Source organism: Bacillus sp. GbtcB14 (genome assembly GCF_019091205.1).
GTDB classification, from domain to species: domain Bacteria; phylum Bacillota; class Bacilli; order Bacillales; family Bacillaceae_G; genus Bacillus_A; species Bacillus_A cereus_AG.
The window spans coordinates 43268-68320 of sequence record NZ_JAGXJT010000004.1 but is presented as its reverse complement, the minus strand read 5'-3'; the positions used below and the strand labels follow the sequence as shown (position 1 = coordinate 68320).

Below are 25053 nucleotides of genomic sequence, written 5' to 3'. Positions count from 1 at the left end.
AATTGCTTGAGTTCGATAAGACGCTAATTTCCGTTTTAACGTCTTTTCTTTAATCAAGAAGTGTAGCAACAGCGATTCAAATAAAATTTTACCATTTGTTTCATCGGTGTGCGTATGCAATTGTGCATATTTCGATTAGGAGGTAGGTAATGAACTGTGAATAATTTGAAGTGATTTATTTACGATTTCTTCTGCGGCATATACGCCGATTGCATCTGTTTTTACAACATGGGGTTGTAAGTGATTATATGCTGCCCCTACTTCACCGTGAAGTGGTGCGAAGGCATAGTTAGCTTTTTCAAGCATGCATAAATCAAGTAAAGAATCCCCAGCTGTAATAATAGTGTCTATTTGTAGCACTTCTTTTATATATTGCACAGCATCCCATTTGTTAATAGGCTTCGGTACAAAATATAATTTTCTACCTTGAAGTGAATGGGCCCAGCCTTGTTTGTCTAACCAAGAAATAAAGGATGTTAATTCGTCATAAGGAATGTTCTCTCGTTTAATGATGCAATAGTGGAATAGATCATCAGCTGTTTTTTGTGATATAACCCAATCTTTATGAGCGATTTGTTCAAATTCCTTTAGTATATCGTTTCTCTCTAAACATTCTACTGAAAGTCTTTTTTTTATTTCTTTGTTCCAAGTAACATCTTGCTTGCCGTCATGAAGGATATTACCGCCGTTACTTGTAATGGCATATTCGGGAATGATTTCATTTTGGAATAAAGTAATACGCTGAAACTGTTCAATCGTTCTTGTTGTAACTGGGATAAAATATGAGTGCAGTTGCAATTTTTTTAGTAGTGAAATGGTTTTATGTGATATGAAAGAAATTTCTTTCCCATCTAAAGTTTCAATGAGTTGAATTGATTCATCTTCTATAGGGGCACGAAACGATTTCCGGGAATAAATAAGCGTCTGATCAAGATCACTAGCGAAAATCATATCGTTTCCCTCCTAAGAGGCTTAATGAGCCCACAACATGAATAAGCCATATTCTCATATATTTCAATAGGGACATTCTTTTCTTTAGCAAGAAGTAAAATATGCTTTAAATCGGGATTGTTTTGCTTACGTATTAAAATTTTCCACGGTATTCTTCGGAGTAATACGCGAGTTGTTTCACCGACTCCTGGTTTAATTAAGTTAATATCGTCAATTTTAAAATGATTTTGGATAGACTGTATATCTTTTAATCCTTGCCAAGAGGGATCCGTGTAAGTTGAAGCAATATAACGTAATTGATTATCTACATGAGAATGAACAGAAGGGAATAAATCTGTTACCTCATCAATGAAGAAATTTGATAAATCTTCTTGTTCTAGCTCTTTATAATATTTAACACCATGAAAATCATTTGGACCGATATAGGTGTCATTTAGTACAGTGCGGCTAATTAGTCCAGAGACAGTTGCATTTAAGCAAGCGCTAGGAATAAGAAAATCTTCACGCGTACCGTAAATTGAAGTACAGTAACCGGGATCAGCAAGCACAGCCATACAATGAGAAATGTGTGTATTATTTCGTTCGTTAAATGTGTGTACTGCATATTCTAATTCTTTTTTTATTGCACCTTTCCCAGTCCATCCATCAATGAATTGAATTGTTTCTTTAGAGTGATGTTCCAAAATATAATGGAGTGCATTTTCATCAATACCGCGTCCGCGAACAATAGAAATACAATAGTGAGGTACATCAAGGTTGTATTGATAACGTATGTAGCGTTTTATAAGAATGCCAATAGGCGTACCAGCACGAGCTAATGAAACGAGGACAAGGTTAGTTCCTTTAGTCTGTATAATTTGTTCGGCGACAACTCCAACAGCAATAGCTAGTTTGTGTTTGTATTGTTGCAGGGAAGAAAAGAATAAATCCATATATGCTTTAGATGGTTTATATTCTATTGGTAACATTTCGGAATAATGTGTGCCAGCTTGAATTGCTTGTTCTCTAGTTTCTGTGGAACTTTCTTTCATTAAATCACTAATATCTTTTAATAGAAAAATAGCATCATTTGGATCATAACTACTAATATGAGAATTTACTTTTACCATAATTATCAACCTTCCTTTTCTATGCTATTTGAAAATGAGACGATATGAATAAAGGGAATAACTGTTTGTAACTGCTGTAGAAGAGGAGATAGAGCTTCTTCTCCTAAATCACGTTCAATAAAAACAAATACTTCATCGTAATCATGAGGTGAAATATTATAAAAGTAATTTGTAATAGTAGAATCTTCGGGACTTGGATATGAGAAATGATTATGAATGGCGTAGTTCACATCATTTGAAACAGGGTGGATAGGGCTTCGTGTTGTAGATTGATATAAAATATTTTCACCCATTTCAGCAGCAATTTTCATTGGAATATACATAAATTCACCTGTTCCGAGACAGAGTGTTCGTTTTCCAATTCTTTCTCTATTTAAAGTTCTTCCTGCTTCTTGAGCGAAAGAATGAATGTGCTTTTGTTCATATGCTGAAATGCCGAATCGCCCAGTATATTTTATATAATTTGATGTATAGGATAATGTTGGGCAGGTAAGGGTATGTTTTTTGAAATTAAGTTTAGTTTCTTCAATTTGAATATCTGTTTTTGAAATATTCAATGGTTGGCCAGTTGTATGAATACTGCCTTCTAATAAAGAAATAACATGAATCTTAATTTGAAGCTCTTCTTCTAATTGTTTAAATTGTCTTCTATTCGTATTAGAACGCCAGTCTAATAAAGAAGCAATAATATATTCTTCTCGTGGGAATTTATTTTGAATCGATCTAATAATATTTAATGCTGTTTTTCCTGTTGTCATCTCATCATCTACGAGAACAATTGGATTGCTGTTTTGAAAAAAGCTTTCATCCACATAACAACGGTGCGATGTTGCATGGGAGTGTTCTTCCTCAAATGTAATGACAGATTCGAGGTTGGGTATCGATTCCCTAGTTGTATGTACATACTTTGCATTTTGAAAGCATTGAAACATAGAATGACCAAGTGCTGTTGCTGTTTCAGCAAATCCGATAAATAACACTTCTTCTTGCAAGGGATATTGATAATGAAATACTTCTTCTGGAATTTCATCAACTTCTAATGAAATAAGATTTAAAATTTCTTTTTGAAACGGATGAAAAGCATTATCTAGTACTTCCATATATCTTGCAGCGAGAGCAAATCCACTTGCTAGAGAGATTGCAGGTTTAATAGAAAGATGTTTTCCAAGAATTGTACTCACAAATAAAAAACTCCGCTTCTTATTTATCCTCGCTGCCATTTGAAAAAGATTGTCTAATTCTAAGTTATATGGATTATCACGTACTTCTACATGAACCTTTATATTATTTAAAACGTTATACGTGTTGTTTTGCGTTTGTAATAAGGAGATCGGTGAATTGTTTGTTTTCATGTAGCACCCCGTAAATATTAGATTTTAAAATGGTTTTGCGAGCCCAGTTATAATGAGGCTTTACTTCATTCATTTTGTTAGCAAAACTGCTTTTTAGCACTCCGTTATACGTATCTGCATTTTGTAAAATTGACCTTGCGTCTAAATAATCTTCCATTGTAACAATGTGCATTGCTTGTACAACTCTAATATGAGATGGGTGAATAACTGTCTTTCCAATTAATCCATTTGCATGGTCAAGCGATACCTCTTGAATGAGCCCTTCTTCGTAATCATTAGAAAAATATTCCCATACACATCCTGAAATAACATATTCATTTTTTGCTCTGGAGAAAATATTAATAATGTCGGCAATACAATCACGAACAACAGTAATATGATAGATAGGGGTGTATTTATTGCGCCGAATACCAAATATACTTGAAAAATCAGTAGCGCCAATACGTACATTTAAGATGTAATCACGATAGGAATCTAGTAGATCTTTTATTTGTAATAATGATTCTACACGTGTTTCTTTATACATAATTTCTGGTGATTCTAAAATCGGCATTCCATAAAGGGATAATGAATGTAGCTCGTTTATATATGCAAGCTGATTGATATAAGTCTTTCCATTAACGGGTGTGAATTTTGGAAAGACAAAACCACATAAGCAATGAACAGCACTACCTAATTCAGTAACAATTGTTTTCATTTGACTGGGCTGTCGAACTCTAATAAAAAGAAGTGGGAGATCTGCTTGATTTAGTATGTTGGCACTGACTAAGTTGGCGATTTGCTGTATTTGAACGACAATGTTTTGCTCTGCAAGTTTTACTTCCTTATCGCTGATAGAGTCTTCTAGACAAAGAATAATCGAGGTAGCTTCCACATGTTTTTTTCTAATTATATCTTCCGCGATAGTTTCTTTCGTGCCAGGAGTATATAGCGTAGCCCCTAATGCGTACGCTAATTGCTCTTTCTCTATACTTTTTGAAAAACTAAGAGGTTCTTTATAGAAAAAATTTTGACGTTCTTCTAAGGAGAGATAAGAAAAGTAATTCAAATTGTCACCACCTTATTTCAAATAATTCTGTTTAATCGTAACATAATAAGGAAAATCTTCCATAAAAATAAAGCGAGAAATTTAAAAAACATATTGAGAAAGATGAATTATAAGATGAATATCGAATATTGTTAGTAGAAATATAATAGGGGGAAGAGAAAGTGGATATACATAAGTTAACAGTAGAAGAAGCAAATGAGATAAATACGTGGACGTATGAGGAACCTTATGATTTGTATAGTTTTTCAGGAGAGGAAGAAGCAATAGAAGAACTATTAGATGGGACGTATTATGGCTGTTGTGACGATAATGGAGAGTTTATTGGTTATTTTTGTTTTGGGGAAAATGCACAAGTGCCAGGAGGAAGAGATGCTCATTTATATGGTGGAGAAGATGTAATTGATATCGGACTTGGCATGAAGCCAGCGTTAACAGGGAATGGGCTGGGGAAAATGTTTTTTCAAGCTGGGATCACCTTTGCAGCGAAAGAATATAAGCCGAAGACGTTTCGACTTAGTGTAGCGACATTTAATACACGAGCGATTACGCTATATAAAAACATAGGTTTTCAGCAAGGGTCTACTTTTTTGAGCCGCGGAAGAGAATTTATGATTATGGAATATGAAAGACCGTCAGTATGAAACTGGCGGTCTTTCATGTTTTATTATTCCGAATGCTCAGCTCTGTGCGCTAAACGGCTTGAAGCAGCGGCAGCGATTCCGCCAACGATATCATCAAGGAATGTGTGTACCTTTCCAGATGATTTATCATTTAAGAATTCTAAAATACCAGGTTTTAATTTATCGATATATCCAAAGTTCGTGAAACCGATAGAGCCGTACACATTAACGATAGAAAGTGCGATCACTTCATCAATTCCGTATAAGCCTTCATCACGTTTTACGATATCTTGTAACGGCTCACTTAACATTCCTTTTTCAGCAAGGACATCGAGTTCGATACCAGTAATCAGTGCGTTTTGTACTTCACGTTTTGATAATACACGCTCAACGTTATAACGGCATTCTGACATCTCTAAATTTGGATGATATTTTTTTTGAAGAAAATGAACAAGTTCAGCAATATCGTCAATTGTTACACCGCGCTCTTGTAATAGTTGTAATGCTCTTTCTTGTAGTTGATTTGATTCTTTCATGTTTATCACCTTTTTTTCTTTTTAGTATTTGTATACGTTTCGTTGCTTTATCATGTGCATAGGAATGAAAGGCGAGCACAAGCTCATATATATAAAGAAAAACCATAGGTGGCGACTGCGATGATTCATCATATTTATGAGCATTATCATATGCATGTTAAAGAATTAATCCCCCTTGGCCCCTATAAAAGCTTTTGGATTCGCAACAAAATTTATGTACTTGTTCCAATTGGAGAAATGGAGGAAGAAGTACTTGTAGAGATGAAAAAGCTCAGTGATTATATGAACCAGCAAGGGGATATAACTGTAGCGACTTTCGTTCCGACTATACACGGCTACTATGTAAGTGAGATAGAAGAACAAAATTACTGCTTATTAAAAGGTATGCGTGCGTTAGAACGACATGCTACATCATTAGGAAGTGAGCTTTCTATCTTCCATAAACGAGGTGCATTCTTTCCAGAAGAAATTGAGCAATTAAGCCGTATTGGTGAATGGAAAGCGTTATGGGAAAAAAGGCTCGATCAATTAGAGAAATTTTGGCAATCACAAGTGATGAACCACCCTACAGACGTATTCGATCAATTGTTTATTGAATCCTTCCCGTATTACTTAGGAGTTGCAGAAAATGCAATCCAATATGTTGTAGATACAGAGATGGATGCTACGCCGCAAGTAACTGATGCAGCAACAATTTGTCAAGAACGATTCACACCTTTATTATGGCATCAAACGAAGCGGCTCAAACTTCCTTTTGATTGGGTGTATGATCACCCGAGTCGAGATATTGCAGAATGGATCCGCCATATGACGATAGAAAAAAAGAAAGACTGGGAGCAAACAATTGTTCAATTTGTTACAGATTATGAACGTAATTATTCGCTATCCTCATTTGGTTGGCGCTTATTATTTGCAAGGCTCTTGTTCCCGCTTCACTATTTTGAAACGGTCGAACGATATTACCAAACTGGAAACGAAGAACAAAAAAGCATATATAGAGATCGCTTAGAAGCCATTTTACACGATGTGAACCGCTCAGAGCAATTTATGAAGCATTTTTATGGCTCACTTCGTTTACCAGTAGATAAGCTTGGGATTAGAAAATTAGATTGGCTATCTTAAAAGTATAAAAAAGAGACCGCTGGGGTCTCTTTTTTATACCACAATTTTATGTAATACATTATGCCCCTACCTGCTGATCTGTACATATATTTAAAACGAATTGATGTCTTTCGAGTTTTTCATTTACTTTACCCAATAATTCTTGCTGGATTTCTTTAAATAAAAATTGATAACTCGTATTCCATGTTGGTATAACGGATGAAAGGTCTAATAAATACTCTTTTTTCTTTTCTAGTTCCTGAATTGTTAAAAAAGTGTTCCCCATTTTTGGCATTTGTCGTCCCCCTATGTCTTTTTACTTTTATATGTGTGAACGATTCTATAGTATTAATTATCTCATTTTTGGGGAAGGATTTCCAATTTTGTTTTATGATGTTAAAGGAGAAGTGTTGTTTGAATAAAAAAAGAGACCCATTTTATGTCTAAAATTAATGATGTTACACAAGAAGAGTTACGTTTACTAGGTGAAGAATTTAAAAGTAAATTTTTGATTCACCACTTACAACTACTGGCAGTTAAAACTGGAATGATTCGCCGAAAACGAAAGTGTAGAGTACAAGACCTCGTTTCATTATGCGTGTTTCTCAGCCAAGCAATTGGGACCGAATCCCTAGTTAGTTTATGTTCGAAACTAACTAGAGCTACGGGAATCCAATTATCTAGTCAAGGTCTGAACGAACGATTTAATGCACAGACTGTACAATTCTTAAAGGAATTGTTTTTACAAGTATTTCGAAAGAAGTTTTCTCCAATGACTCCTTTATCTAACCGCTTTACACGTATCCGTATACTAGATTCAACAGCATTTCAGCTTCCAGCTCAATATGCATCTTCTTACAAAGGAATAGGAGGAGGTGGTTCAGAAGCTGGCGTGAAAATTCAATTAGAGTATGAATTGATTTCTGGAGAATTTTTAGAAACAGCTGTAAGAGATGGAACAAGTAGCGATTGCCGTTATGGACAGGAACATACGCAAACATTAGGGCCAGGGGAACTTTCTCTTCGTGATCTTGGCTATTTTTCTATTTATGATTTAGAAAAAATTGCGGATTGAAAAGCATTTTATGTGTCACGTATTCGCTGGAATACACAAGTCTATCAAAAAGAGAAAGCTACATATCGCATAATATCAAACGAAAAAGGTCCCTCAGGCAAGCTGAGAGACCATTCAAAGTACAATCATTCATTTTAGGTGCAAAATAAAATGGTAATCAATCTAATAAATTATAAATGACTAAATTTTTCTCCTAATTTCATTTTTGCAAGTTCATAGATAAAACCTTTTTTTCGTTGTTTTATCTTTTCAATATTTTTCATCAATATCATTAACAGTAACAACTCTGAGATCTTATAACCGATAAGAGTTATAATCGAAATCATAAATATATTTGCGAAATTCAAATTACCACCCCTTCATATCACAAAAAGCTGTAAAAATTTTAGGTGTCTTAGAGCTATATTTCCATCTTTTACAAGCTAAATATGCCCCTAATTCCAATATTATTGTTACTAACCAAGCAGCTCCTATAGCTAAAAGTGCATCTATAAGAGCCCCTACTGTAATAATAACAGGAAGAGCCGTATTGATCGGATCTGGTCCTGGAAATTCAACTTTATCTTTTTTTATCTTTTCAAACGCTTTAACTTCTGATGAACTTAAATTTTCATATCCATTTTTTAAATTTGTTGTTTGTTCTGGGGTAAGCCCTAATTCAAGTGCCTTTGAAGAATCAAAGAGATACTTATTCCCACCTACCAATGTAAGGGATTTGTTAGCGATAGCATGGATTTTTTCTATTTCTTCCCAATTGATGTTTTGTTCTTCTAAAACTTCATTGATAGATGTCAACGTTTGTTTATCCAAAGTAGATTGTGTGCTTGAAACCTTTAAATTTTGTGTTGAAGCTGATTCTTTAGCGAAAGCATCAGCCCCCGGTATAAAATGCATAAAACCTAAAACTGTAGTAGAAATGAGTATTGCTTTTTTAAACATTAATTTTCATCCTCCAATTTCAAATTTTTGCCAACATCGATAAATATATTCAATTAATAATGTATAATTCCTCGTATAATATTATTTTGTTTATGTAAAGAAATGGTAAATATAGAAGTGAAACAATTAATCTTTCTTTGTGAAATTAAACATAAACAATCCAATAGAAAAAATCACAAAAAATTCTATTATAAATTTCTTTTAAAGGTAACATATAAATACAATCTACTAATCTGACAAAATACAGCAAAGACCGTACGAGCTTCGTTGATGGATTTTAAAAGGTATTACTCTATTGATATGGAATTCTCCTTATAGGAGGTGCGTAGCGCTATGTCAGATACAGAAATATTATATAACGCTAATGAAGTTTATGGTCGCTTAGGAGTGAGTGGCAGCACTCTTAGAAAATATTCGGATGTCCTGGAACGTGAAGGTTATGTAGTGAAAAAGAATAGTAGAGGGAGAAGGGAATACACTGATTTTGATGTATTTCTCATTGGAAAATTAGTAGAGTTGAGTAGAGAAGATGGCATGACATTGGAGAAATCAGCAAAAATGATTGTTCAACAATTTGGGATAGATAACAAAAAAGAAGGTGCTGAGGAATCAGATTCATTGCCATATCAAATTCAATTTCAACAACAATATAGCGCTATGATAGAAGAAATTAATAAGGTGCAGCAAGCAAACTTATTAGAAATGGAACAAAGATTAGGTGACCGCATTGATCAAAGGAATAAATTAATTGAGAACGATATGAAGGATCGTAAGGAACGTGAGGAAAGAATAGAAAAAAGGCTAGAACTAAGGGATGATAATCTTATGAAAATGGTCAGAGAAATCCAAGATGCAAAGCGTACTAGCGTTTCGGCACAGCAAGAAATAGCGGCGGCTAAAAAGAAAAAGTGTTAGAAGTTTCGAGAGTAAACTACCATATGCACATCAACTTAAAAACATAAAAGAACCCAAGCAGCTGATGTAACAGTTTCTTGGGTTCTTTTATGTTTTTAACAGGGGCAATTTACTCTGTAATATTCCCAAAAGTATTAAGGGATGAATATAAATTGCATGATATGGACCCATTGGGCTCTCTTTTTAGGAAGCGGCTCTGAACGAGCCGCTTCCGCTTTTAGATGTTATCCAGCTCCAGCGGCTAGAACAGTCGGCCATTTCGCGCCTTCCTGTGAGGCAAAAAGCGCCTCTTCGTCAGGAGCTCCAATGACCTCCTGTTCTGAACGAGCCGCTTCTGCTTTTAATTAAAATACTTGTTCTACTTCAATAACGCCTGGTACTTCTTCAAGTAATGCGCGCTCGATACCAGCTTTTAGTGTGATTGTAGAACTTGGGCAGCTTCCGCATGCACCCATAAGGCGTAGTTTTACGATACCTTCTTCAATGTCTACTAATTCAACGTCTCCGCCATCGCGAAGTAAGAATGGACGTAATTTATCTAGTACTTCTAGTACTTGTTCTTGCATATGTGGGTTTTCCATTTTTATCGACTCCTTTCATCAGTTTTATTATAATCAAGATAGAGGGGAAAATCTATTTTTTCTGTTCTTGTTTTAATGTCGAAATTTTTTATCATGTTTATAACGTGTTTTTTCAGTATAGGGGTATGGAATAAGTTTGTAAAATGATGTGCTTATGCACTAAGACATCTGAATATACTGTTGAAACAAGAAGCGGGGGAGAAGAAATGGTTAATGTGCAAGTGTATGGGACGAAAGTAATTTGTGCAAGCTGCGTTGGAATGCCATCTTCAACAGAAACGTTTGAATGGTTACAAGCGGCAATTGGGCGTAAATATGAAGGACAAGAAAATAAATTTAATTTCGAGTATATTGATTTCCAAGAAAAACAAGAAGATGAAGATAAAAAAGCATTCGCAGAGCGCGTAGTGGAGGAAGATCTATTTTATCCAGTCGTTATTGTAAATGGAGAAATTGTTGGAGAAGGAAATCCTCGTTTGAAGGATGTTTACGAAGAAATCGAGAAATATTTATAAAGCAGGAAGCCTTTGCGAATTCGCAAAGGCTCTTTTTTATTGGAGGGATAGATGTGAAAAATGGAGTGAAGCGTGCGTTACCAACAGAAGTACGACAGTTAATGGAGCGGTACACAGTAGAATTAAAAGAAATTTTTTTAGATGAAAAAATAGTCGGGGTATATATTTACGGCTCCATCGCACTCGGTGCATTTCATGCAGAAACGAGCGATGTTGATTTTGTTACGGTAATAAGTGATTCTGTGAATGAAGCTGAAAAACAGCAACTTGTAGAACTGCATAAGAAACTAAGTGATAGTACGTTAGGTAAAAGAATGGATGGTATGTATATTCCGCTTGCTGATTTAGGAAAATACAATGATGAAATGAATGAGTACGTGTATTGTGCAGATGGTAAAGCAAATATAGGTCATTGGGATATTAATGCGGTCACATGGTGGACACTGAAAAATCAAGGTATTACAGTTACCGGGAAAGAAGCGGAAGATCTTCCGTTTCAAATAAGGTGGGACGATGTAGTAAATACGATGAAATACAACGTAGAACAGTACTGGAGTGCAAAAGCGCAGCAACCATATTTATTTTTTATAGAAGAGTGGGTAGAATCAGCTGTCGTTACAATGGGACGTATTTTATATACACTGGATCATAAAACAATCGTTTCAAAAGATAGAGGATTGCAATATTTGTTAGAATGTTCAGGGGAAGAATGGGAGATTTTGTTAAAAGAAGTAGCGAGAATACGGCAGAATCCAAAAGAAAAGCGAATGCTCTCAAGGTGGAGAAGGGCTGATATGACGAAGAGGTACTTACTGCATTTAATTGAAACATGTAGAGAGAACTGGTAGGGAAAAACAGACGATACAGTAGATTGTATCGTCTGTTTTTTTGTTAAAATTGGTATATAATGGATTAAAAGGTTTGATTATACTGGAGGGGATATGATGGACACGGAATTAGTTACATATAAAGAAAAAAATGTACAAATGAGTATGCGCGAAGTAATTAGTATGATAATAATTATTTTGGGGGTCATGTATGGAGTGGGCCTTTTGAACCTTTTATATGACTCTTCCTTATATCCATGGTATGTAGATCATCTTATTCCGCCTTTAACATTTCTTACTATTATTTCAATATATTCACCAGCAAGAAATTACTGTTTACAGTTATTAAAATCAATGCAATTTAACAATTTAAAACATTATGTAACGATAGTAATAACAATGATCGTACTACTTATATATCTTGCGGTATTAAATTTAGTTTTACCACATGGACTTGGTGTGGATGAGTCTAATAGAGTAATAGAGCCTACTATAAGTGAAATCATTTTATACGTAGTTGTACTCACGATTTTTGCACCGATTTGGGAAGAACTTTTATTTCGGGGGATGTTTTTCACAAAATTATCTCAGCGCTTTTCTACACTTATTAGTATTGTTATAAGTGCTTTTATATTTACTTTAGGTCACCCCCTTACAGTAGGTAGTATTTTATACATTTTTGGTATAGGTGTATGTTTAGCCTATACGTATAAGAAAACAAATAACTTACTCGTCCCATGGGGGATTCATTTATTAAATAATGCATTTTTTATATTAGTAAATTTTCAACTGTAAAAAGACGCCTTTTTGAAAAGGGCGTCTTTCGTATTTTGTAGTAGGTAGAAAAGGCTTTACAAGTATGATGTAGAGGAAAGATAATAGAAAAAATATGTGTATGGGGGAAGATAATGAGTAAATATAAATTACATATAAATAAAGAACAACTATGGAAAGGTTGCATCTTAAAGTCGATTGCAGCTGCAATTTTTGTAGCACGTGCTCCTGATTTCTCGCATGAAAGTTCATGGGATGGATTGAACTATAATATGCAAGATAGTCAAGGCGGAAGAGGGACAATTACGTTTTATCCGGATTATACGATCGTATGCCTGCAAGATGTGAATAGTGAAAGAATTGATGAATGGATTGATGCGGCAAATTATTTTGAAGGGGCACCTTCGGAAGTGATAGACATTGCGAAAGAAGAAGCACTTCAATACGTATTAGAAGAAGTGGGGGGCGAAACAGTGCCGTTCATTACAGCAGCGTTTTGGATTGAGGAGAGCGGTGCGTATTCAATTGATTCATTTGAAGAGATGGAAGAGCATGGCGGATTCTTATTAGAAATCCCACTACTTAATCTGCAATCAGCAATAGAAAGATTAGAAGAAGAATATGAGCTGACAGAAGAGCAAATAGAGCTTTTACAACTCGTGTATGAGAGAAAAATCAAAAATCCAAACGAGGAAATGATGTTGTCTAAAGAAGAAGTGGTGATGATCGGAACGGATGATAGTGAAGGATTGGAAGTTAGTAAGGGTTTGTTTGAAGAGATGAATATTACTTGGGAGTTGTAGGAGAGGGATAAAATGTTTCCGATTGGTGAGCAGCCGAGGATTATAAAAGACTTGGAAAATGTGACTGCTAATTTAGAAGAATTAGCGATTGAGGGGAAAACAAAAAATATAGAACGACTAGCATTTTTACAAGTTAAGAAATTATGGATTTTCGCAGTAAATCAAAAACAGTTTGAACATATTCTTTCGTATGCTCGTCCCGATATATTATATGTTTACGAAATGCGGGTAGAGGATTTAAGTGGCCTTCAGAAGTTATCAGATTTACAACAGTTGTATATGTGCTGGAATACAAAAGCGAAGACGTTATGGGATATCGCGTATAATAAAAAACTCAAATCCTTACTAATTGATGATTTTTCTAAGCTAGAAGATTTAAGTGCTTTAAGTAAGTGTCCGCAACTCAATACCTTTTACATGGGCGGTGGGATAAATACAGCGATGAAAGTACAAACTTTACAACCACTCGCTGCATTACAGCATTTAAAAAAACTTACTCTTATGAACTTAAAGGTTAAAGATGATTCGTTAGAACCTTTAATCCAATTAAAAAATTTACGGGAGTTAAGTTTATCTAATCAATTTAAGGTGGAAGAGTATGCAAAATTATCTGTAGCATTGCCATATACGGAATGTGAATTTTTCAAACCATACGTATATATGAACGATGCAATAGAAGGAAAAAATATAATGGTGATTGGGAGAAGAAGACCACTCCTTAATTCGAAAACGGATACGGTAAAGATACAAAAGTATGAAGAGCAATTTGAAAAGTTACAAGAGGAATATAAAGCGCTAGTAGAAGGTACAATGTAATTTCGCATTGTACCTTCTACTAGTTTTTTCATATACATATCAACTTCACGAAAGAAAACTTGCTCTTCTTTCTCGGTATTAAGATACACAGCACAATGCAAATATTGCTGTAAGTAGCGGTTAGCTTGATCGTACTGTTTTAAGTTGTAGAAAGAGAAACAAGTGAGAAGCAGAAACGCTTTTTCTTGTAACATTGGAACGACAACTAGTACCGGAGTAATAGAGTGTATATTTGTTTTTGCTAAATTCTTATAAGACGCCCACACTTGAAACCAGTCGAAAATGGTAGAAAGACAATTCGGAATTTCGATAGTTTCATGTGAAACATTATGTAATAACCGGTTCTGTTTCATATGTATAGGCTCTATTCGCGTTTGTAGAATGCAATCGAATATTGAACTGTTTTCTTTAATTAGTAACTGGTCCGTTATAAGCTGTGGGAGACCGATAGGGTGAACTCCTATATTTATATAGAATTCATCTCCAAACTGGCTTTTTTGTATATTGATAAGTTTATAAAATCCATTATCAGCTTTAAAAAATGTATGTCTTTTCTTCTTAAATCCAAGTGGTTTTAAAGTAGTGTGCAAACTTGAAATGAAATTTTGTATCATGATGCCCTCCTCTAGTGAGAACAATGAACGTAGTGAAGTTTTGTGAAAAAACAACTTTTGACCTAACTATATACTTCATATTTAATCACCTGAAATAGTAGTGTTATGAACTTTATTTTATATATTATAGTATGACTAAAGCTAGATTTTTCAAGAGAGAATGGAGAAAATATTATGATTAACCACAATAAAATTAAACAACTTTTAGCATATGTAGATCGTGCTGAGGATAATAAAATTGAGTTAGAGTATGAATTTGAACCAATGACAATAGAACTATTTAATAGTGAAGAGATAGAAGAAGGACAACTTGGTTATAGCGTTGATGATGAAGGGCAAAGTTTAATCGGGAATGAAGAAGGAGGTTGGAAAGAAGGATGGATTGTAATTGGACTAGATTCATATCTTGGGGATCCAATCTTTGTAGATAGTAATGATGAAAATTGTCCGGTTTATACAGCTATGCATGGTGAGGGAGATTGGGAGTCGGAATGTATAGCGGAACGTATAGAAGTTGTTATTGAGAAAGTGAAGGATAGTTTGAAATAGTAAAAAGTTAGTAAGGTGCTTCAAAATGATTTTGAGGCATCTTTTTTATGAATATACAAAATGCTTAACTTAGTGTATTAAACGTATCATTCATAAGTATTCTAATATATTTAAAAGTAAAATGAAATAATAAATGGGTAATTGTCGGAATATATTCGATTTCCGTTCATTTTTATAAAATATATGTACTTTTTGTTAGATTCCTTCTTTTTATTTCTATAAAATACATTTGTGTAGAAATAAGAAAAGGATGATGTACGTGAAGGACACTGTTTTACAAGAAATAATTTCTCCGCAAGAGTTACATAAAGTTGTTCAAAAGAATACGGCTTATTATGACTTTAAGTGGGGCAAAGTAGAAAATCCAGCGCAAGGGAATACGTGGAATTGGGTAGCCTTTTTCTTTCCAACTTTTTGGTTAGCTTATCGTAAAATGTATAAGTTGTTTATTATACTTACGTTATTGGCGATACCTAGTATCGTTGTAACTCCTTTTATAGATATTCCAGATGGGATTTATTTAACATGTAGTTTAGTTCTTCAGTTAGGAACGATGATATTTACTGGATGGCAAGGAAATCGTTTATATTATAAGCATGCCGTTCGTGTTCTACATAAGGGAGAAGATGTGCCTGATCATGAGAAGGCGTATTACTTACAATCAAAGGGCAGCGCTAGTTTTGCTGGCATGATTGGTTTACAAGTTATAGTGATGATAGTATTTGGTGGATCCATGTTTGGATTTTCACTTTTACCAACTGAGCCGAATATTAAAAATGTCGTTCGTTCAAGTAGTGAAGGTGTTACTTTAGAGATTATGACGGATAATCCAACTTGGAAGTTTGTGAAGAAAGAACAAGATTATGATGTAGTAGAGTTTACTGGTTATGATTATGAAGAGAAGAAAAACGTGAAAATTAAATTTGCTGTTTATTTCGATAAAGATTATTTCGAGTGGCAAGAAGTATATGAGAATAATAAGAAGTTAAGTGAAGATGAGCTAGAAGAGTATCAATTTTACATTGAAGAAAATGGTTTGGGGTTCTAGTCAGAAATCGTTCATTTTGAAAAGAAGAATCTTGTGAAGGTTCTTCTTTTTTATTGGAAACACCATACGAATTGAAAATTTGTAAAATACAATAAAAAATGAGAATTTGAGGTAGGCTTGTCAATAACGTGAGACTATGGCACTATAAAGAAATGCTATACAAATTTTATTTATCGAGATGTAAACATCAATTTTGATTTTTACGTATAAATAATGAACGGAGGAAATGAATTTATGGCTACTTTACCAAATTGTCCAAAATGTAATTCAGAATATACGTATGAGGATGGCGTTCTTTTCGTATGCCCAGAATGTGCTCATGAGTGGGGCCAAGAAGCAGAAGCTGAAAATAATGATGGTGCAAAAGTTGTAAAAGATGCGAACGGAAACGTTCTTCAAGACGGCGATGCTGTTACTGTCATTAAAGATTTAAAAGTAAAAGGAACTTCTTCAGTTGTGAAGATCGGTACGAAAGTAAAGAGTATCCGTCTAGTTGATGGCGATCACGATATTGATTGCAAAATCGACGGTTTCGGCGCTATGAAGTTAAAATCACAATTCGTTAAGAAGGCGTAAGTAAAAAGAGGAGGCGAGTAGCCTCCTCTTTTTTTATTGTAAATTTTGGTTGGTAAGTCGATATATTTCAAAAATCGTCGATATAATTTTATTTACCATGAACGGTGCATCATTTATCGCCCGCCATAGTCAATCTCTTTCAACTGACACCGCTTATTAAAGAATGTTTTATATCCAAGCTGTAAAAAGATAATGACAGCAAAGGCAGTACTTCCTGAAATACCGAGTATGATAGCAATTTGATATTGAATAGCTGTAAAAGGTGATATACCAGCTAATATTTGTCCTGTCATCATGCCTGGTAGGCTTATAATTCCCATTCCGACCATGGAGTTGATTGTTGGCAAAATAGCAGAGTCAAAAGCGTCGCGTATGAGTGGAGCAGTTGCTTCTTTCGGTGTTGCGCCGAGCATAAGTGCTCCTTCAATTTGACCTCTTTGTGATTTCATATTGTTTAAGAACGTATTTGCACCGAGAGAAACACCTGTCATCGCATTCCCAACTAACATTCCCGTAATCGGAACGATATATTGCGGCGCATACCAAGGATCATGACCGATAATAACAAAGATAAATAGTAGAAGTGGCCCAATTGATCCGGCAACCATGGAAAGAGCGGCTACTCGTTTTAAGTCTTTTGACATTGGGATGTTAACTCGTTTATAAATATTAAAAATTGCAAAGGTAGTAATAGAAGTAATAAGAGCAATTGTATAAAATGGATTACTATTTTCAAATACGTATGTAAGGACATATGCAACAAGTACGAGCTGAATTGTCATACGGAATGTTGCGAGCGCAATTTGTTTTTCACGCGGAATCCCTTTTAGTTTTACAAGTCCAATTAATATGAGAATAAAAATATATGCAGCGGCAAGTTGCCAAATTTGGAGTTCAATAACGCCCTTCAACTGAGAGCACTTCCTTTCTAGTTGCACCGTTTGCTTTACTAATTTCAATAATATCGTCTGCAATTTCTTCTGGAAGCTGTTGTGAGTGTGTAATGAAGATAACTGTTTTTTTCTTTTCTCTTGCTAGTATAGTAAATTGTTTCATAACGCGGCGTTCTGTATCGCTATCTAGTGCCGAGGTTGGTTCATCTAATAAATAAACAGGTGAATCCATAAGTACGATACGTGCAAAAGCAAGTCGTTGTTTTTCCCCGCCTGATAATGAATCAGTGTTGTCTTCTAAATTTTTTTCTAAGCTAACAGTCGTTAATGCACTTCGCAAGGCATCATCATTTGGAAATGGTTTTTCAGAAAAACGAAGTCCCATTAATAGATTGTCTTTAATCGTTCCATCAAAAATAGGTGGCGTTTGCCCAAGCATGACTACGTCACGTCGTAACTGAATAGGGGGATAATCAGAAATTAGTTTTCCGTTATATTCAATTGTGCCGGATGTTGGAGATTGCAAATCATTTAACATGCGGAGCAATGTACTTTTTCCGCTCCCACTCTCACCGATAATACATGTGATTTTTTCTTTTTGAATCTGTAAATAAGGAATGTGTAGTATATCTTTATATGTAACGTCTTTTAATATAAACATAAATGGCTCCTTTCTGATTCTAGTTATCCGCTATTTGCGGGCAGTAAGCCCCCCACCTCAAAATTCAGCGAAAGCAAAGAAGTTAGGTGGGGAATCAACTGCCCGTAAAAGCCCGATTGGTGAAGGCTAATAATCAGTGGGGGATGAACAAAACCCCTACTGATTAAAGTTTCACTTTATATCGTATCAAAAAAGAGAAGATAACGGTTATAAAGAGCAACGTTTTTTCTTCGTCTTGAGTTCTATTAATAAGTTAAGTAAACGATCTAATTCTTGGCTGAAAGAAACCACTTTATCATGAGTGAATCCGTACTTTTCAACGAGATAGATCAATTCTTTCTTCTTCGCTTCTATTCGATCGTTTAGTTTCGTTAAGTTCATAAGTAAAATGGAATGCCTCCTGTAAAAGTATTTACAACGCAAAAAATAAGACCGAATGACTTCGGTCTTAAAGGAAATAATAAAACAACTTATAAATAGCATACACTGTTTATCAATAGTTTTTAATATGAAAATGAAAAATAATTCATCATCCATATTGAGAAAGATGTGTCTGATAATTATATTTTAACTCATAAAAGAGGCTGCCTACTTAGTAGACAGTCTGTAAAGTATTAACCTTTATGATATTTGTACATCCAAAGAAGACCGGATTTTAATAATCTCGGTACACGTCCCATTAATGGTTGGTTTGCTAGTAAACCAAATCCGTGTTTTTTACCGAGAGAACCGAGAACACCTTTTAATTTGATAACAGGTAGTTCATCAGGGAGTGCTTCATTATTCCAACGTTTTAATAATATTTGGACAATTTGTTCTCCTTGACCTTCAGCAAGTTGGGCAGATGGTGCGTGTGGAAGTGCTGCGCAATCTCCTACAACATACACGTGCTCGTTATTTGGAATATTGTGATATTTTGTTAAAACAACCCGTCCGCTACCATCTTGTTCAACTGGGAGGTTTCGAACAACTTCATTTGCTTGAATACCAGCTGTCCAGACGATTGCATCACATTCAAGTGGTTCATCGTGGTTGTACACAATGTTTGGTTCTACTTTTGTAATGTTAGAGTTTCGTATAATGTTAACTTTATGTTTTACGAACCATTCTTCTACGTATCTACTTAGTTTCTCTGGATATGGGAATAGAATTCTATCTTTTCGATCAAATAAGTAGATTTTTAAATCAGAACGGCTTTCGCGAAGTTCACTTGCAACTTCAACACCGCTTAAGCCAGCACCAACAACAGCAACTGTTGCATTCGGTTCTAGGCTATTTAATTGTTCATATGTCTTACGTGTTTGTTCAATTGATTGTAGACTGTGTGTATATTCCTTTGCTCCAGGAACGTTATGATATTTATCTTCACAGCCAAGTCCAATAATTAAATCATCATATTGGATTGCTTCGCCGCCATCAAGGTGAACAGCTTTTTCTTCGAGATCAATATTTGTTATTGTGCCGTATTGAATATTAAGGCGTGGGTGCTCAGGAAACGGTATGCGAATATGCGTTTCTGAAATAGTACCCGCAACTAATGCATAATATTCAGTTTTGAAACAATGGTATGGTACTTTGTCGATTAATGTCACTTGTACATCATCCGGAAGTTGGTTGCTTGGAAGTAGCCGTTGCAGAATTCTCATTCCACCGTAGCCGCCACCTAGTATTACGAGGTGTTTCATGATGGATTACCCCTTTTCTGTTGAAATATCCCCTAATCACACAATTTTATATTAATAAAATATTTCGACTTTACTCAATCAAATTATATCGAATTTGTGAACAAATAACAATGCATGAATGAATACTCTGTTGTACAATAAGAAGAAAAGTAAAGTAAACTGTTTTTCTTTTCTAGTTACTATTTCATTATGAATAGCATGTTATATAAAATAAGACCATCTACTTTGAAGTGAAATAGTGAAGCAACTAAATAGTTTAGAATGTATAACGAAAACAACAAGAGACAGCTTAGTTTTCTTCTTATATATAAAGTCAGAAGGTAATTTGTTTTGTAGTACAGGGGGGAGAATTTTGATTAAACCATTAATTGAATTTTGTGTAGGTAACCTTGCGAGTGGCTCACAAGCAGCTTTAGAGAAATTAGAAAAAGATCCGAATTTAGATGTAATGGAGTATGGTTGTTTAGGATATTGTGGCATTTGTTTTGAAGGGCCGTTTGCACTTGTAAATGGTGAGGTAGTACAAGGTGCTACAGTAGAAGAACTTGTCAATAATGTATATGAGTATTTGGATGAAAATCCAATGTTTTAAGGTGTTGCAATCAGCAGCACCTTTTTCTTTTTCTATTAGATAAAATCTTCTTTCGCGGGGGAGGATAATATTGTATATAAAGTGAAACTTTAATCATTTGGGGATTCATCCCCAAATGATTATTAGTTGAACCAATCGGGCTTTTACGGACAGTTGATCCCCACCTAATTTCTTTGCTTTCGTTGAATTTTGAAGTGGAGGTCTTACTGTCCGTTAATGCGGGATAAATAAAAAAAGACCCTTGTAGAAGGGCTTTTTCTTACACGATTTGTGCAAGAATGGCTCATCGCCAAATGTTGTCAAATATGAGAAACGGGGGACATTCATATTGTGTTCTAAAAGCATGCATTTTATACTTAAAATAACAAACTATTTTTGGAGTGAGTACAAATGAGCCAATTTTCTTTTACAAAAATGCATGGTCTTGGCAATAGTTATATATATGTAAATATGTTTGAAGAACAAATTCTTGAAGAAGATTTAGCTCTTGTGGCGGAAAAGGTTTCAAATATTAATACTGGTATTGGAGCAGATGGAATGATTTTAATTTGTCCATCTGACGTAGCTCCAGTGAAAATGCGCATGTTTAATAATGATGGATCAGAAGGAAAGAGCTGCGGTAACGGTTTACGCTGCGTAGCGAAATATGCGTATGAGCATAAACTGGTAGAAGAAACAGTTTTCAAAATTGAAACGTTAGCTGGCATTGTAACGGCGGAAGTAACGGTAGAAGAAGGGAAAGTTACATTAGCGAAAATCGATATGGGAGCACCGCGTTTAACACATGCAGAAATCCCGATGCTTGGTGAAGGGGACACACCATTTATTCGTGAAAACTTCTTATACAATAATCATCGTTATGCATTTACAGCTGTTTCAATGGGGAATCCGCATGCGGTTATTTTTGTTGATGATGTAGAACAAGCACCCCTTACAACACTTGGTCCAGTCCTTGAGACACATGAAATGTTCCCAGAGCGAGTAAATGTTGAATTCATCGAGATTTTGAATGATGCAGAGATGAACTTCCGCGTTTGGGAACGAGGATCTGGTGTCACACAAGCTTGCGGAACAGGGGCATGTGCTGCAGTTGTAGCCTCTATTTTAAATGGGAAAATGGAACGTGGTAAGGAAATTACAGTTCATTTAGCTGGCGGCGATTTAATGATTGCATGGACAGAAGAAGGCAATGTGTTAATGAAAGGACCAGCAGAAGTAATTTGCCGCGGAGTGTATGAGTACAAGATAGAAGCGTAAAGATGTATAATAGAATGAGAACAGAAAGGATGGTGTATTTCATGATTGAAGTTACAGAACAAGCAGCTTTTCAAATTAAAGATATGTTAAAAGATGCTGAAGATGGAGAGAAGTACGTGCGCCTTGCTGTACATGGCGGCGGATGTACTGGCCTTTCTTACGGCTTAGGATTTGAAGTAGAACCAAAAGAAGACGACACAGTTCTTGAATTTTTCGGTGTTGAATTTGTTATCGATACAGAAAGTGCTCCAATTGTTAAAGGAGTAAAAATTGATTATAAACAATCTATGCTTGGCGGCGGATTCACAATCGACAATCCAAACGCAATCGCATCATGCGGATGTGGATCATCTTTCCGTACAGCATCGAATGCTGGTAAGCCAGAAGAGTGCTAAGTTTTTAGCAGAAATAGAGAAAGACCTTTTTAGCGATGAAATAAAATCGTTAAGGAGGTCTTTTCTTTTTTCGTAAAAAATCAAAACGTTGCCTTCCAAATTTAGAAGCCGGCCCTAAGATAGGTTGCACAACGAATGTTTAAATCTAATTTATCTTTGCATAGATGCAAGTATCAGTTAGTTGTTTGCCGTCAGCTGAAAAATCTTCATTACGTAATATCCCTTCAAGTTCAAAGTCTAGTTTTTCAGGAATCGCACGACTTTTCGTGTTATTACGTTCACATCGTATTTCAATCCTTCTAAATTTGAAAAACTGAAATCCAAGGTTTATTAACGCATTTACTACTTCTGTCATATATCCATTGCCACTAAATTGCGTGCTAATCCAGTATCCAATTTCACATTTAGAAACCTTCCAATCAATTCTGTGAAGGCTAGCGGTTCCAATAAAATCCTTCGTCTCCTTATGGTAGATAAGATAGCGAAAGCTTTCTCTTTTCAAAAAATCTATATGCGCATTTCTCAGGAGAATTTCCGTTTCTTCAACAGTAGGAATTGACCGGAATAAAGACAACCACTGCTTTAATTCACTAATTGAATCTTTAATAGCTTGGTGTACTATATTCCCTTCACCAGCTTGAAGTGGCGCTCGAAGAATGAGTCTATCTGTTTCTATTTGTAACGGAACATCTAATAAAATAGGATTCATATCATTTCTCCTCTCGAAAACTTTAAATTAGGACAGAGTGAAACTTATGTAAAAAATTTTCGCTCAAAATTTAGAAAACAATAAATATATATTCACTCCATCATCTAGAAATCCCTTTTCACATATTGAAAACGAAACCGTTAGTTGGATAAGGAATGATTATTTTTTTCTTTTGCATTATTAGAAGTTGGTTTATGTGTATGAAGAAGATGTGCAAAGTTATAGTAGGATTATTATTTGGTATAATATGGTCAGATTACATAAAAGGAATGAATGGCATGAGGATAAAAGTGAAAATAAAAAAAGCGAAGAAAAGCACCAGAATTCTGGCCTTCATCGCACTAATTGGGTTATTCGTTACTGACATGATCGGAAACTTATATTTAAGTGCAGGGGCAGTACTATTTGCGTTGGCCTTAATAGCAGCAGTTATTACTGATATGGTCGGTAGTTTTATAAAGTCTTGGAGAGAGAACCGTGAGTGATTGGAGAGTATAAGGATGAATGAAAATCAAGTAACGCTAATTTTATTAGCAGTGATAACAACCGCTTTAGTATTTGTCGGAGTCTCATCCAAATTCAATAGCATTATCGTGGATGTTATCGCTGTACTATTTTTGTTGGTATCTACTGCAGTAGGCGCAGCGGTTGTGACAGAGCGCAGGTTACGCAAAAAGTAGTATTTCTATGGGCAAGAAGGAGAGACGCATGATGGAAGATATTTTTGAGTTCTTGGGGAGATACGTGATTAAACCTATAATTAGATTTGTGAGATACCTTGTAATAGATATTATAATTGAGTGCATAATAGAAGGCGTAATAAACGGTATACGCAAATTATGCGATAAAATTCGTAACAAGTGGGAAAAATGGCGTGGAAGATGAGTAGTATGAATAAAGACTTACATGAGAGAAATCTTTATGAGAAAGGAGTGAAATGATTCCTTTTTTATAAGGGTTTTTCTTTTGTTTTGACATTTTGTATACAAACGTATACACTTTGAACTATAAAATAAACGTATACATTTGTATACAAAGGGGGATTTGAAATGAGAGAAGATAAGTTTATGAAAGAAGGTCGTCACCGTGGTGAGCGTCATAGGGGGAGAGATGGATCTCATCATCGCGGGCCGAAAACATTTCGCCGCGGGAGAGCAATTGCCTTTTTAGAAATGATGAATTTAAAACGAGCGACAATTAAACAACAGTTAAGTGAGCCAGAATTCCAGTCTATTCAGCAAATTTTAATCGGGGAATTAAAGGCAATTGATTTGGTTATTAATGAATTTACACAACTATTTGAAATACATGAGAGTGAAACAGAAGAAGCGTCCACGTTAGATGAGAAGGTAAATCTAGAGCAAGGGACTGCATCTGATGAAACAAATTAATCGTTATATTGATTCTGTATTTTGTGGTCAAGATGTTCTTTTGGATGAAGTGATTGCTTCCATAAAAGAAAACGAAATGCCGCCGATATCGGTATCACCTTCTTCGGGAAAACTGTTAACGATGCTAGTTTCTATTTCTGGAGCGAAAGATATTTTAGAAATAGGTGCATTAGGTGGTTATAGCGGAATTTGTCTTGTGAAAGGTTTTGGAGAAGAGGGTACGTTAACTTCTCTTGAATTAGAAGAAAAGTATGCAGAGATAGCACATAGCAATCTACATAAAGCGGGATTTGGAAAACAAGTGTCGTATATGACTGGCGCTGCCTTACAAAGTCTTGAAAAATTAGCTGCAGGTAATAAGCGATTTGATTTCTTCTTTATCGATGCTGATAAGGAGAATTATGAAAATTACTTAACGTACTGCATCCAGCTTGCTAAGCCAGGCGCATTAATTGTTACAGATAATGTTCTAGCTGGTGGTAGTGTAGTGGATGAAGGTGCGAAACAAAAACGTTATACAGAAGTTATGAAGAAATTTAATGAAGTAGTAGCAAATCATCCGAAGTTAGAATCTGTACTTATTCCAATTGGTGATGGGATGACAGTTTCTAGAGTGAAGAAATAATTATTATCTTACAAAAGTGTAATGTTCATGTCATGTTTTTGAATTTCTTCTTTAAGCTCTGGGCTTTAAGATAAGAATATAAGAAAAAACATATGA

At 35.0% G+C, this 25053-nt stretch carries 32 protein-coding genes and 1 pseudogene; 19 read left to right on the top strand and 14 right to left on the bottom strand.

The genetic code is table 11. From position 1 onward, the window contains the following. Positions 1 to 135: 135 nt before the first annotated feature. Genes KVT31_RS12950 through KVT31_RS12935 form a run of 4 tightly spaced genes read right to left on the bottom strand, consistent with a single transcriptional unit; the run spans position 136 to position 4460 of the window. The gene (locus KVT31_RS12950) at positions 136 to 951 is read right to left on the bottom strand and encodes an HAD family hydrolase (protein ID WP_088098262.1); all 816 of its coding nucleotides are present in this window, start codon (positions 949 to 951) and stop codon (positions 136 to 138) included. Continuing rightward, positions 948 to 2060: a cysteine protease StiP family protein gene (locus KVT31_RS12945; protein WP_088098261.1), complete on the bottom strand. Its 1113-nt coding sequence runs from the start codon at positions 2058 to 2060 to the stop codon at positions 948 to 950. The genes KVT31_RS12950 and KVT31_RS12945 overlap by 4 nt, the downstream gene beginning before the upstream one ends. 5 nt (positions 2061 to 2065) lie before the next feature. Beyond that, positions 2066 to 3412 (bottom strand): phosphoribosyltransferase family protein, encoded by a 1347-nt coding sequence (locus tag KVT31_RS12940; protein ID WP_088098260.1) that lies wholly within the window; start codon positions 3410 to 3412, stop codon positions 2066 to 2068. Continuing rightward, positions 3357 to 4460: an HpcH/HpaI aldolase/citrate lyase family protein gene (locus KVT31_RS12935; protein ID WP_088098259.1), complete on the bottom strand. Its 1104-nt coding sequence runs from the start codon at positions 4458 to 4460 to the stop codon at positions 3357 to 3359. The genes KVT31_RS12940 and KVT31_RS12935 overlap by 56 nt, the downstream gene beginning before the upstream one ends. A gap of 161 nt (positions 4461 to 4621) precedes the next feature. Between KVT31_RS12935 and KVT31_RS12930 the strand changes: the two genes are divergently transcribed. Next, positions 4622 to 5101 (top strand): GNAT family N-acetyltransferase, encoded by a 480-nt coding sequence (locus KVT31_RS12930; RefSeq protein ID WP_088098258.1) that lies wholly within the window; start codon positions 4622 to 4624, stop codon positions 5099 to 5101. A gap of 23 nt (positions 5102 to 5124) precedes the next feature. On the opposite strand, the gene KVT31_RS12925 is transcribed toward KVT31_RS12930, so the two are convergent. Further along, positions 5125 to 5616 carry a phosphatidylglycerophosphatase A family protein gene (locus KVT31_RS12925; protein WP_000665100.1) on the bottom strand — a complete coding sequence of 164 codons (492 nt, stop codon included), beginning with the start codon at positions 5614 to 5616 and terminating at the stop codon, positions 5125 to 5127. Positions 5617 to 5736: 120 nt separating this feature from the next. On the opposite strand from KVT31_RS12925, the gene yutH reads away from it, so the two are divergent. Then, positions 5737 to 6738, top strand: coding sequence for a spore coat putative kinase YutH (gene yutH, locus KVT31_RS12920; protein WP_088098257.1), 1002 nt, complete (start codon positions 5737 to 5739; stop codon positions 6736 to 6738). A gap of 58 nt (positions 6739 to 6796) precedes the next feature. Here the strand turns inward: yutH and KVT31_RS12915 are convergent, their stop codons facing one another. Then, complete coding sequence (locus KVT31_RS12915; protein ID WP_088098256.1) at positions 6797 to 7012, bottom strand: carbonic anhydrase; 216 nt, start codon at positions 7010 to 7012, stop codon at positions 6797 to 6799. A gap of 144 nt (positions 7013 to 7156) precedes the next feature. Between KVT31_RS12915 and KVT31_RS12910 the strand changes: the two genes are divergently transcribed. Then, positions 7157 to 7792, top strand: a complete 636-nt coding sequence (locus KVT31_RS12910) for an IS4 family transposase (protein WP_249276728.1) — start codon at positions 7157 to 7159, stop codon at positions 7790 to 7792. Positions 7793 to 8140: 348 nt separating this feature from the next. On the opposite strand, the gene KVT31_RS12905 is transcribed toward KVT31_RS12910, so the two are convergent. Continuing rightward, on the bottom strand, positions 8141 to 8731 hold the full coding sequence (locus KVT31_RS12905) for a hypothetical protein (RefSeq protein WP_088098255.1): 591 nt from the start codon (positions 8729 to 8731) through the stop codon (positions 8141 to 8143). A gap of 333 nt (positions 8732 to 9064) precedes the next feature. Here KVT31_RS12905 and KVT31_RS12900 point away from each other — a divergent pair, with 333 nt between their 5' ends. After that, positions 9065 to 9646 (top strand): DUF3967 domain-containing protein, encoded by a 582-nt coding sequence (locus tag KVT31_RS12900; RefSeq protein WP_088098254.1) that lies wholly within the window; start codon positions 9065 to 9067, stop codon positions 9644 to 9646. A 344-nt stretch (positions 9647 to 9990) separates the two neighbouring features. Here KVT31_RS12900 and KVT31_RS12895 read toward each other — a convergent pair whose 3' ends face one another. Continuing rightward, complete coding sequence (locus tag KVT31_RS12895; RefSeq protein ID WP_000431159.1) at positions 9991 to 10227, bottom strand: NifU family protein; 237 nt, start codon at positions 10225 to 10227, stop codon at positions 9991 to 9993. 206 nt (positions 10228 to 10433) lie between these two features. Here KVT31_RS12895 and KVT31_RS12890 point away from each other — a divergent pair, with 206 nt between their 5' ends. From KVT31_RS12890 to KVT31_RS12870, 5 genes are all read left to right on the top strand, one after another. Beyond that, positions 10434 to 10742 (top strand): YuzD family protein, encoded by a 309-nt coding sequence (locus KVT31_RS12890; protein ID WP_088098253.1) that lies wholly within the window; start codon positions 10434 to 10436, stop codon positions 10740 to 10742. A 53-nt stretch (positions 10743 to 10795) separates the two neighbouring features. Next, on the top strand, positions 10796 to 11590 hold the full coding sequence (locus KVT31_RS12885) for a nucleotidyltransferase domain-containing protein (RefSeq protein WP_088098252.1): 795 nt from the start codon (positions 10796 to 10798) through the stop codon (positions 11588 to 11590). Between the two features lie 96 nt (positions 11591 to 11686). Continuing rightward, positions 11687 to 12364, top strand: coding sequence for a CPBP family intramembrane glutamic endopeptidase (locus KVT31_RS12880; RefSeq protein WP_088098251.1), 678 nt, complete (start codon positions 11687 to 11689; stop codon positions 12362 to 12364). A gap of 113 nt (positions 12365 to 12477) precedes the next feature. Then, positions 12478 to 13146, top strand: coding sequence for a hypothetical protein (locus KVT31_RS12875; RefSeq protein WP_088098250.1), 669 nt, complete (start codon positions 12478 to 12480; stop codon positions 13144 to 13146). 12 nt (positions 13147 to 13158) lie between these two features. Beyond that, the gene (locus KVT31_RS12870; protein ID WP_088098249.1) at positions 13159 to 13962 is read left to right on the top strand and encodes a leucine-rich repeat domain-containing protein; all 804 of its coding nucleotides are present in this window, start codon (positions 13159 to 13161) and stop codon (positions 13960 to 13962) included. A 5-nt stretch (positions 13963 to 13967) separates the two neighbouring features. Here KVT31_RS12870 and KVT31_RS12865 read toward each other — a convergent pair. Next, positions 13968 to 14576: pseudogene (locus KVT31_RS12865) on the bottom strand (DUF4304 domain-containing protein); the annotation flags it as partial. Between the two features lie 174 nt (positions 14577 to 14750). Here KVT31_RS12865 and KVT31_RS12860 point away from each other — a divergent pair. The 3 genes from KVT31_RS12860 (at position 14751) to phnA (ending at position 16749) form a co-directional block, all read left to right on the top strand. Beyond that, complete coding sequence (locus KVT31_RS12860; RefSeq protein ID WP_088098248.1) at positions 14751 to 15125, top strand: hypothetical protein; 375 nt, start codon at positions 14751 to 14753, stop codon at positions 15123 to 15125. Positions 15126 to 15378: 253 nt separating this feature from the next. Continuing rightward, the gene (locus KVT31_RS12855) at positions 15379 to 16173 is read left to right on the top strand and encodes a DUF2628 domain-containing protein (protein ID WP_088098247.1); all 795 of its coding nucleotides are present in this window, start codon (positions 15379 to 15381) and stop codon (positions 16171 to 16173) included. Between the two features lie 234 nt (positions 16174 to 16407). Beyond that, the gene (phnA, locus tag KVT31_RS12850; RefSeq protein ID WP_000212737.1) at positions 16408 to 16749 is read left to right on the top strand and encodes an alkylphosphonate utilization operon protein PhnA; all 342 of its coding nucleotides are present in this window, start codon (positions 16408 to 16410) and stop codon (positions 16747 to 16749) included. A gap of 113 nt (positions 16750 to 16862) precedes the next feature. Here the strand turns inward: phnA and KVT31_RS12845 are convergent, their stop codons facing one another. The 4 genes from KVT31_RS12845 to KVT31_RS12830 all read right to left on the bottom strand — a co-directional run bounded on the left by KVT31_RS12845 (position 16863) and on the right by KVT31_RS12830 (position 19988). Next, positions 16863 to 17660 carry an ABC transporter permease gene (locus KVT31_RS12845; RefSeq protein ID WP_088098246.1) on the bottom strand — a complete coding sequence of 266 codons (798 nt, stop codon included), beginning with the start codon at positions 17658 to 17660 and terminating at the stop codon, positions 16863 to 16865. Continuing rightward, positions 17644 to 18303, bottom strand: coding sequence for an ABC transporter ATP-binding protein (locus KVT31_RS12840; protein WP_088098245.1), 660 nt, complete (start codon positions 18301 to 18303; stop codon positions 17644 to 17646). The genes KVT31_RS12845 and KVT31_RS12840 overlap by 17 nt, the downstream gene beginning before the upstream one ends. A 207-nt stretch (positions 18304 to 18510) precedes the next feature. Then, complete coding sequence (locus KVT31_RS12835; RefSeq protein WP_140392589.1) at positions 18511 to 18684, bottom strand: aspartyl-phosphate phosphatase Spo0E family protein; 174 nt, start codon at positions 18682 to 18684, stop codon at positions 18511 to 18513. A gap of 233 nt (positions 18685 to 18917) precedes the next feature. Then, positions 18918 to 19988, bottom strand: coding sequence for an NAD(P)/FAD-dependent oxidoreductase (locus tag KVT31_RS12830; protein WP_088098243.1), 1071 nt, complete (start codon positions 19986 to 19988; stop codon positions 18918 to 18920). A gap of 352 nt (positions 19989 to 20340) precedes the next feature. Here KVT31_RS12830 and KVT31_RS12825 point away from each other — a divergent pair, with 352 nt between their 5' ends. From KVT31_RS12825 to KVT31_RS12815, 3 genes are all read left to right on the top strand, one after another. After that, the gene (locus KVT31_RS12825) at positions 20341 to 20580 is read left to right on the top strand and encodes a YuzB family protein (protein ID WP_000595026.1); all 240 of its coding nucleotides are present in this window, start codon (positions 20341 to 20343) and stop codon (positions 20578 to 20580) included. A 390-nt stretch (positions 20581 to 20970) separates the two neighbouring features. Beyond that, positions 20971 to 21837, top strand: a complete 867-nt coding sequence (dapF, locus tag KVT31_RS12820; protein WP_088098242.1) for a diaminopimelate epimerase — start codon at positions 20971 to 20973, stop codon at positions 21835 to 21837. A 41-nt stretch (positions 21838 to 21878) separates the two neighbouring features. Next, a complete protein-coding gene (locus KVT31_RS12815; protein ID WP_000573829.1) occupies positions 21879 to 22232 on the top strand; it encodes a HesB/IscA family protein in 354 nt (117 codons plus the stop codon). 145 nt (positions 22233 to 22377) lie between these two features. Here KVT31_RS12815 and KVT31_RS12810 read toward each other — a convergent pair whose 3' ends face one another. Further along, entirely contained in the window at positions 22378 to 22941 is a 564-nt protein-coding gene (locus KVT31_RS12810; RefSeq protein WP_088098241.1) for a GNAT family N-acetyltransferase, read from the bottom strand. 200 nt (positions 22942 to 23141) lie between these two features. Here KVT31_RS12810 and KVT31_RS12805 point away from each other — a divergent pair, with 200 nt between their 5' ends. From KVT31_RS12805 to KVT31_RS12790, 4 genes are all read left to right on the top strand, one after another. Next, positions 23142 to 23426 (top strand): hypothetical protein, encoded by a 285-nt coding sequence (locus tag KVT31_RS12805; RefSeq protein ID WP_249276727.1) that lies wholly within the window; start codon positions 23142 to 23144, stop codon positions 23424 to 23426. Between the two features lie 15 nt (positions 23427 to 23441). Next, positions 23442 to 23621, top strand: a complete 180-nt coding sequence (locus tag KVT31_RS12800) for a hypothetical protein (RefSeq protein ID WP_088098240.1) — start codon at positions 23442 to 23444, stop codon at positions 23619 to 23621. 369 nt (positions 23622 to 23990) lie between these two features. Next, positions 23991 to 24332, top strand: a complete 342-nt coding sequence (locus KVT31_RS12795) for a hypothetical protein (protein ID WP_088098239.1) — start codon at positions 23991 to 23993, stop codon at positions 24330 to 24332. Next, positions 24319 to 24957, top strand: a complete 639-nt coding sequence (locus KVT31_RS12790) for an O-methyltransferase (protein ID WP_088098238.1) — start codon at positions 24319 to 24321, stop codon at positions 24955 to 24957. The genes KVT31_RS12795 and KVT31_RS12790 overlap by 14 nt, the downstream gene beginning before the upstream one ends. Positions 24958 to 25053: the final 96 nt, after the last annotated feature.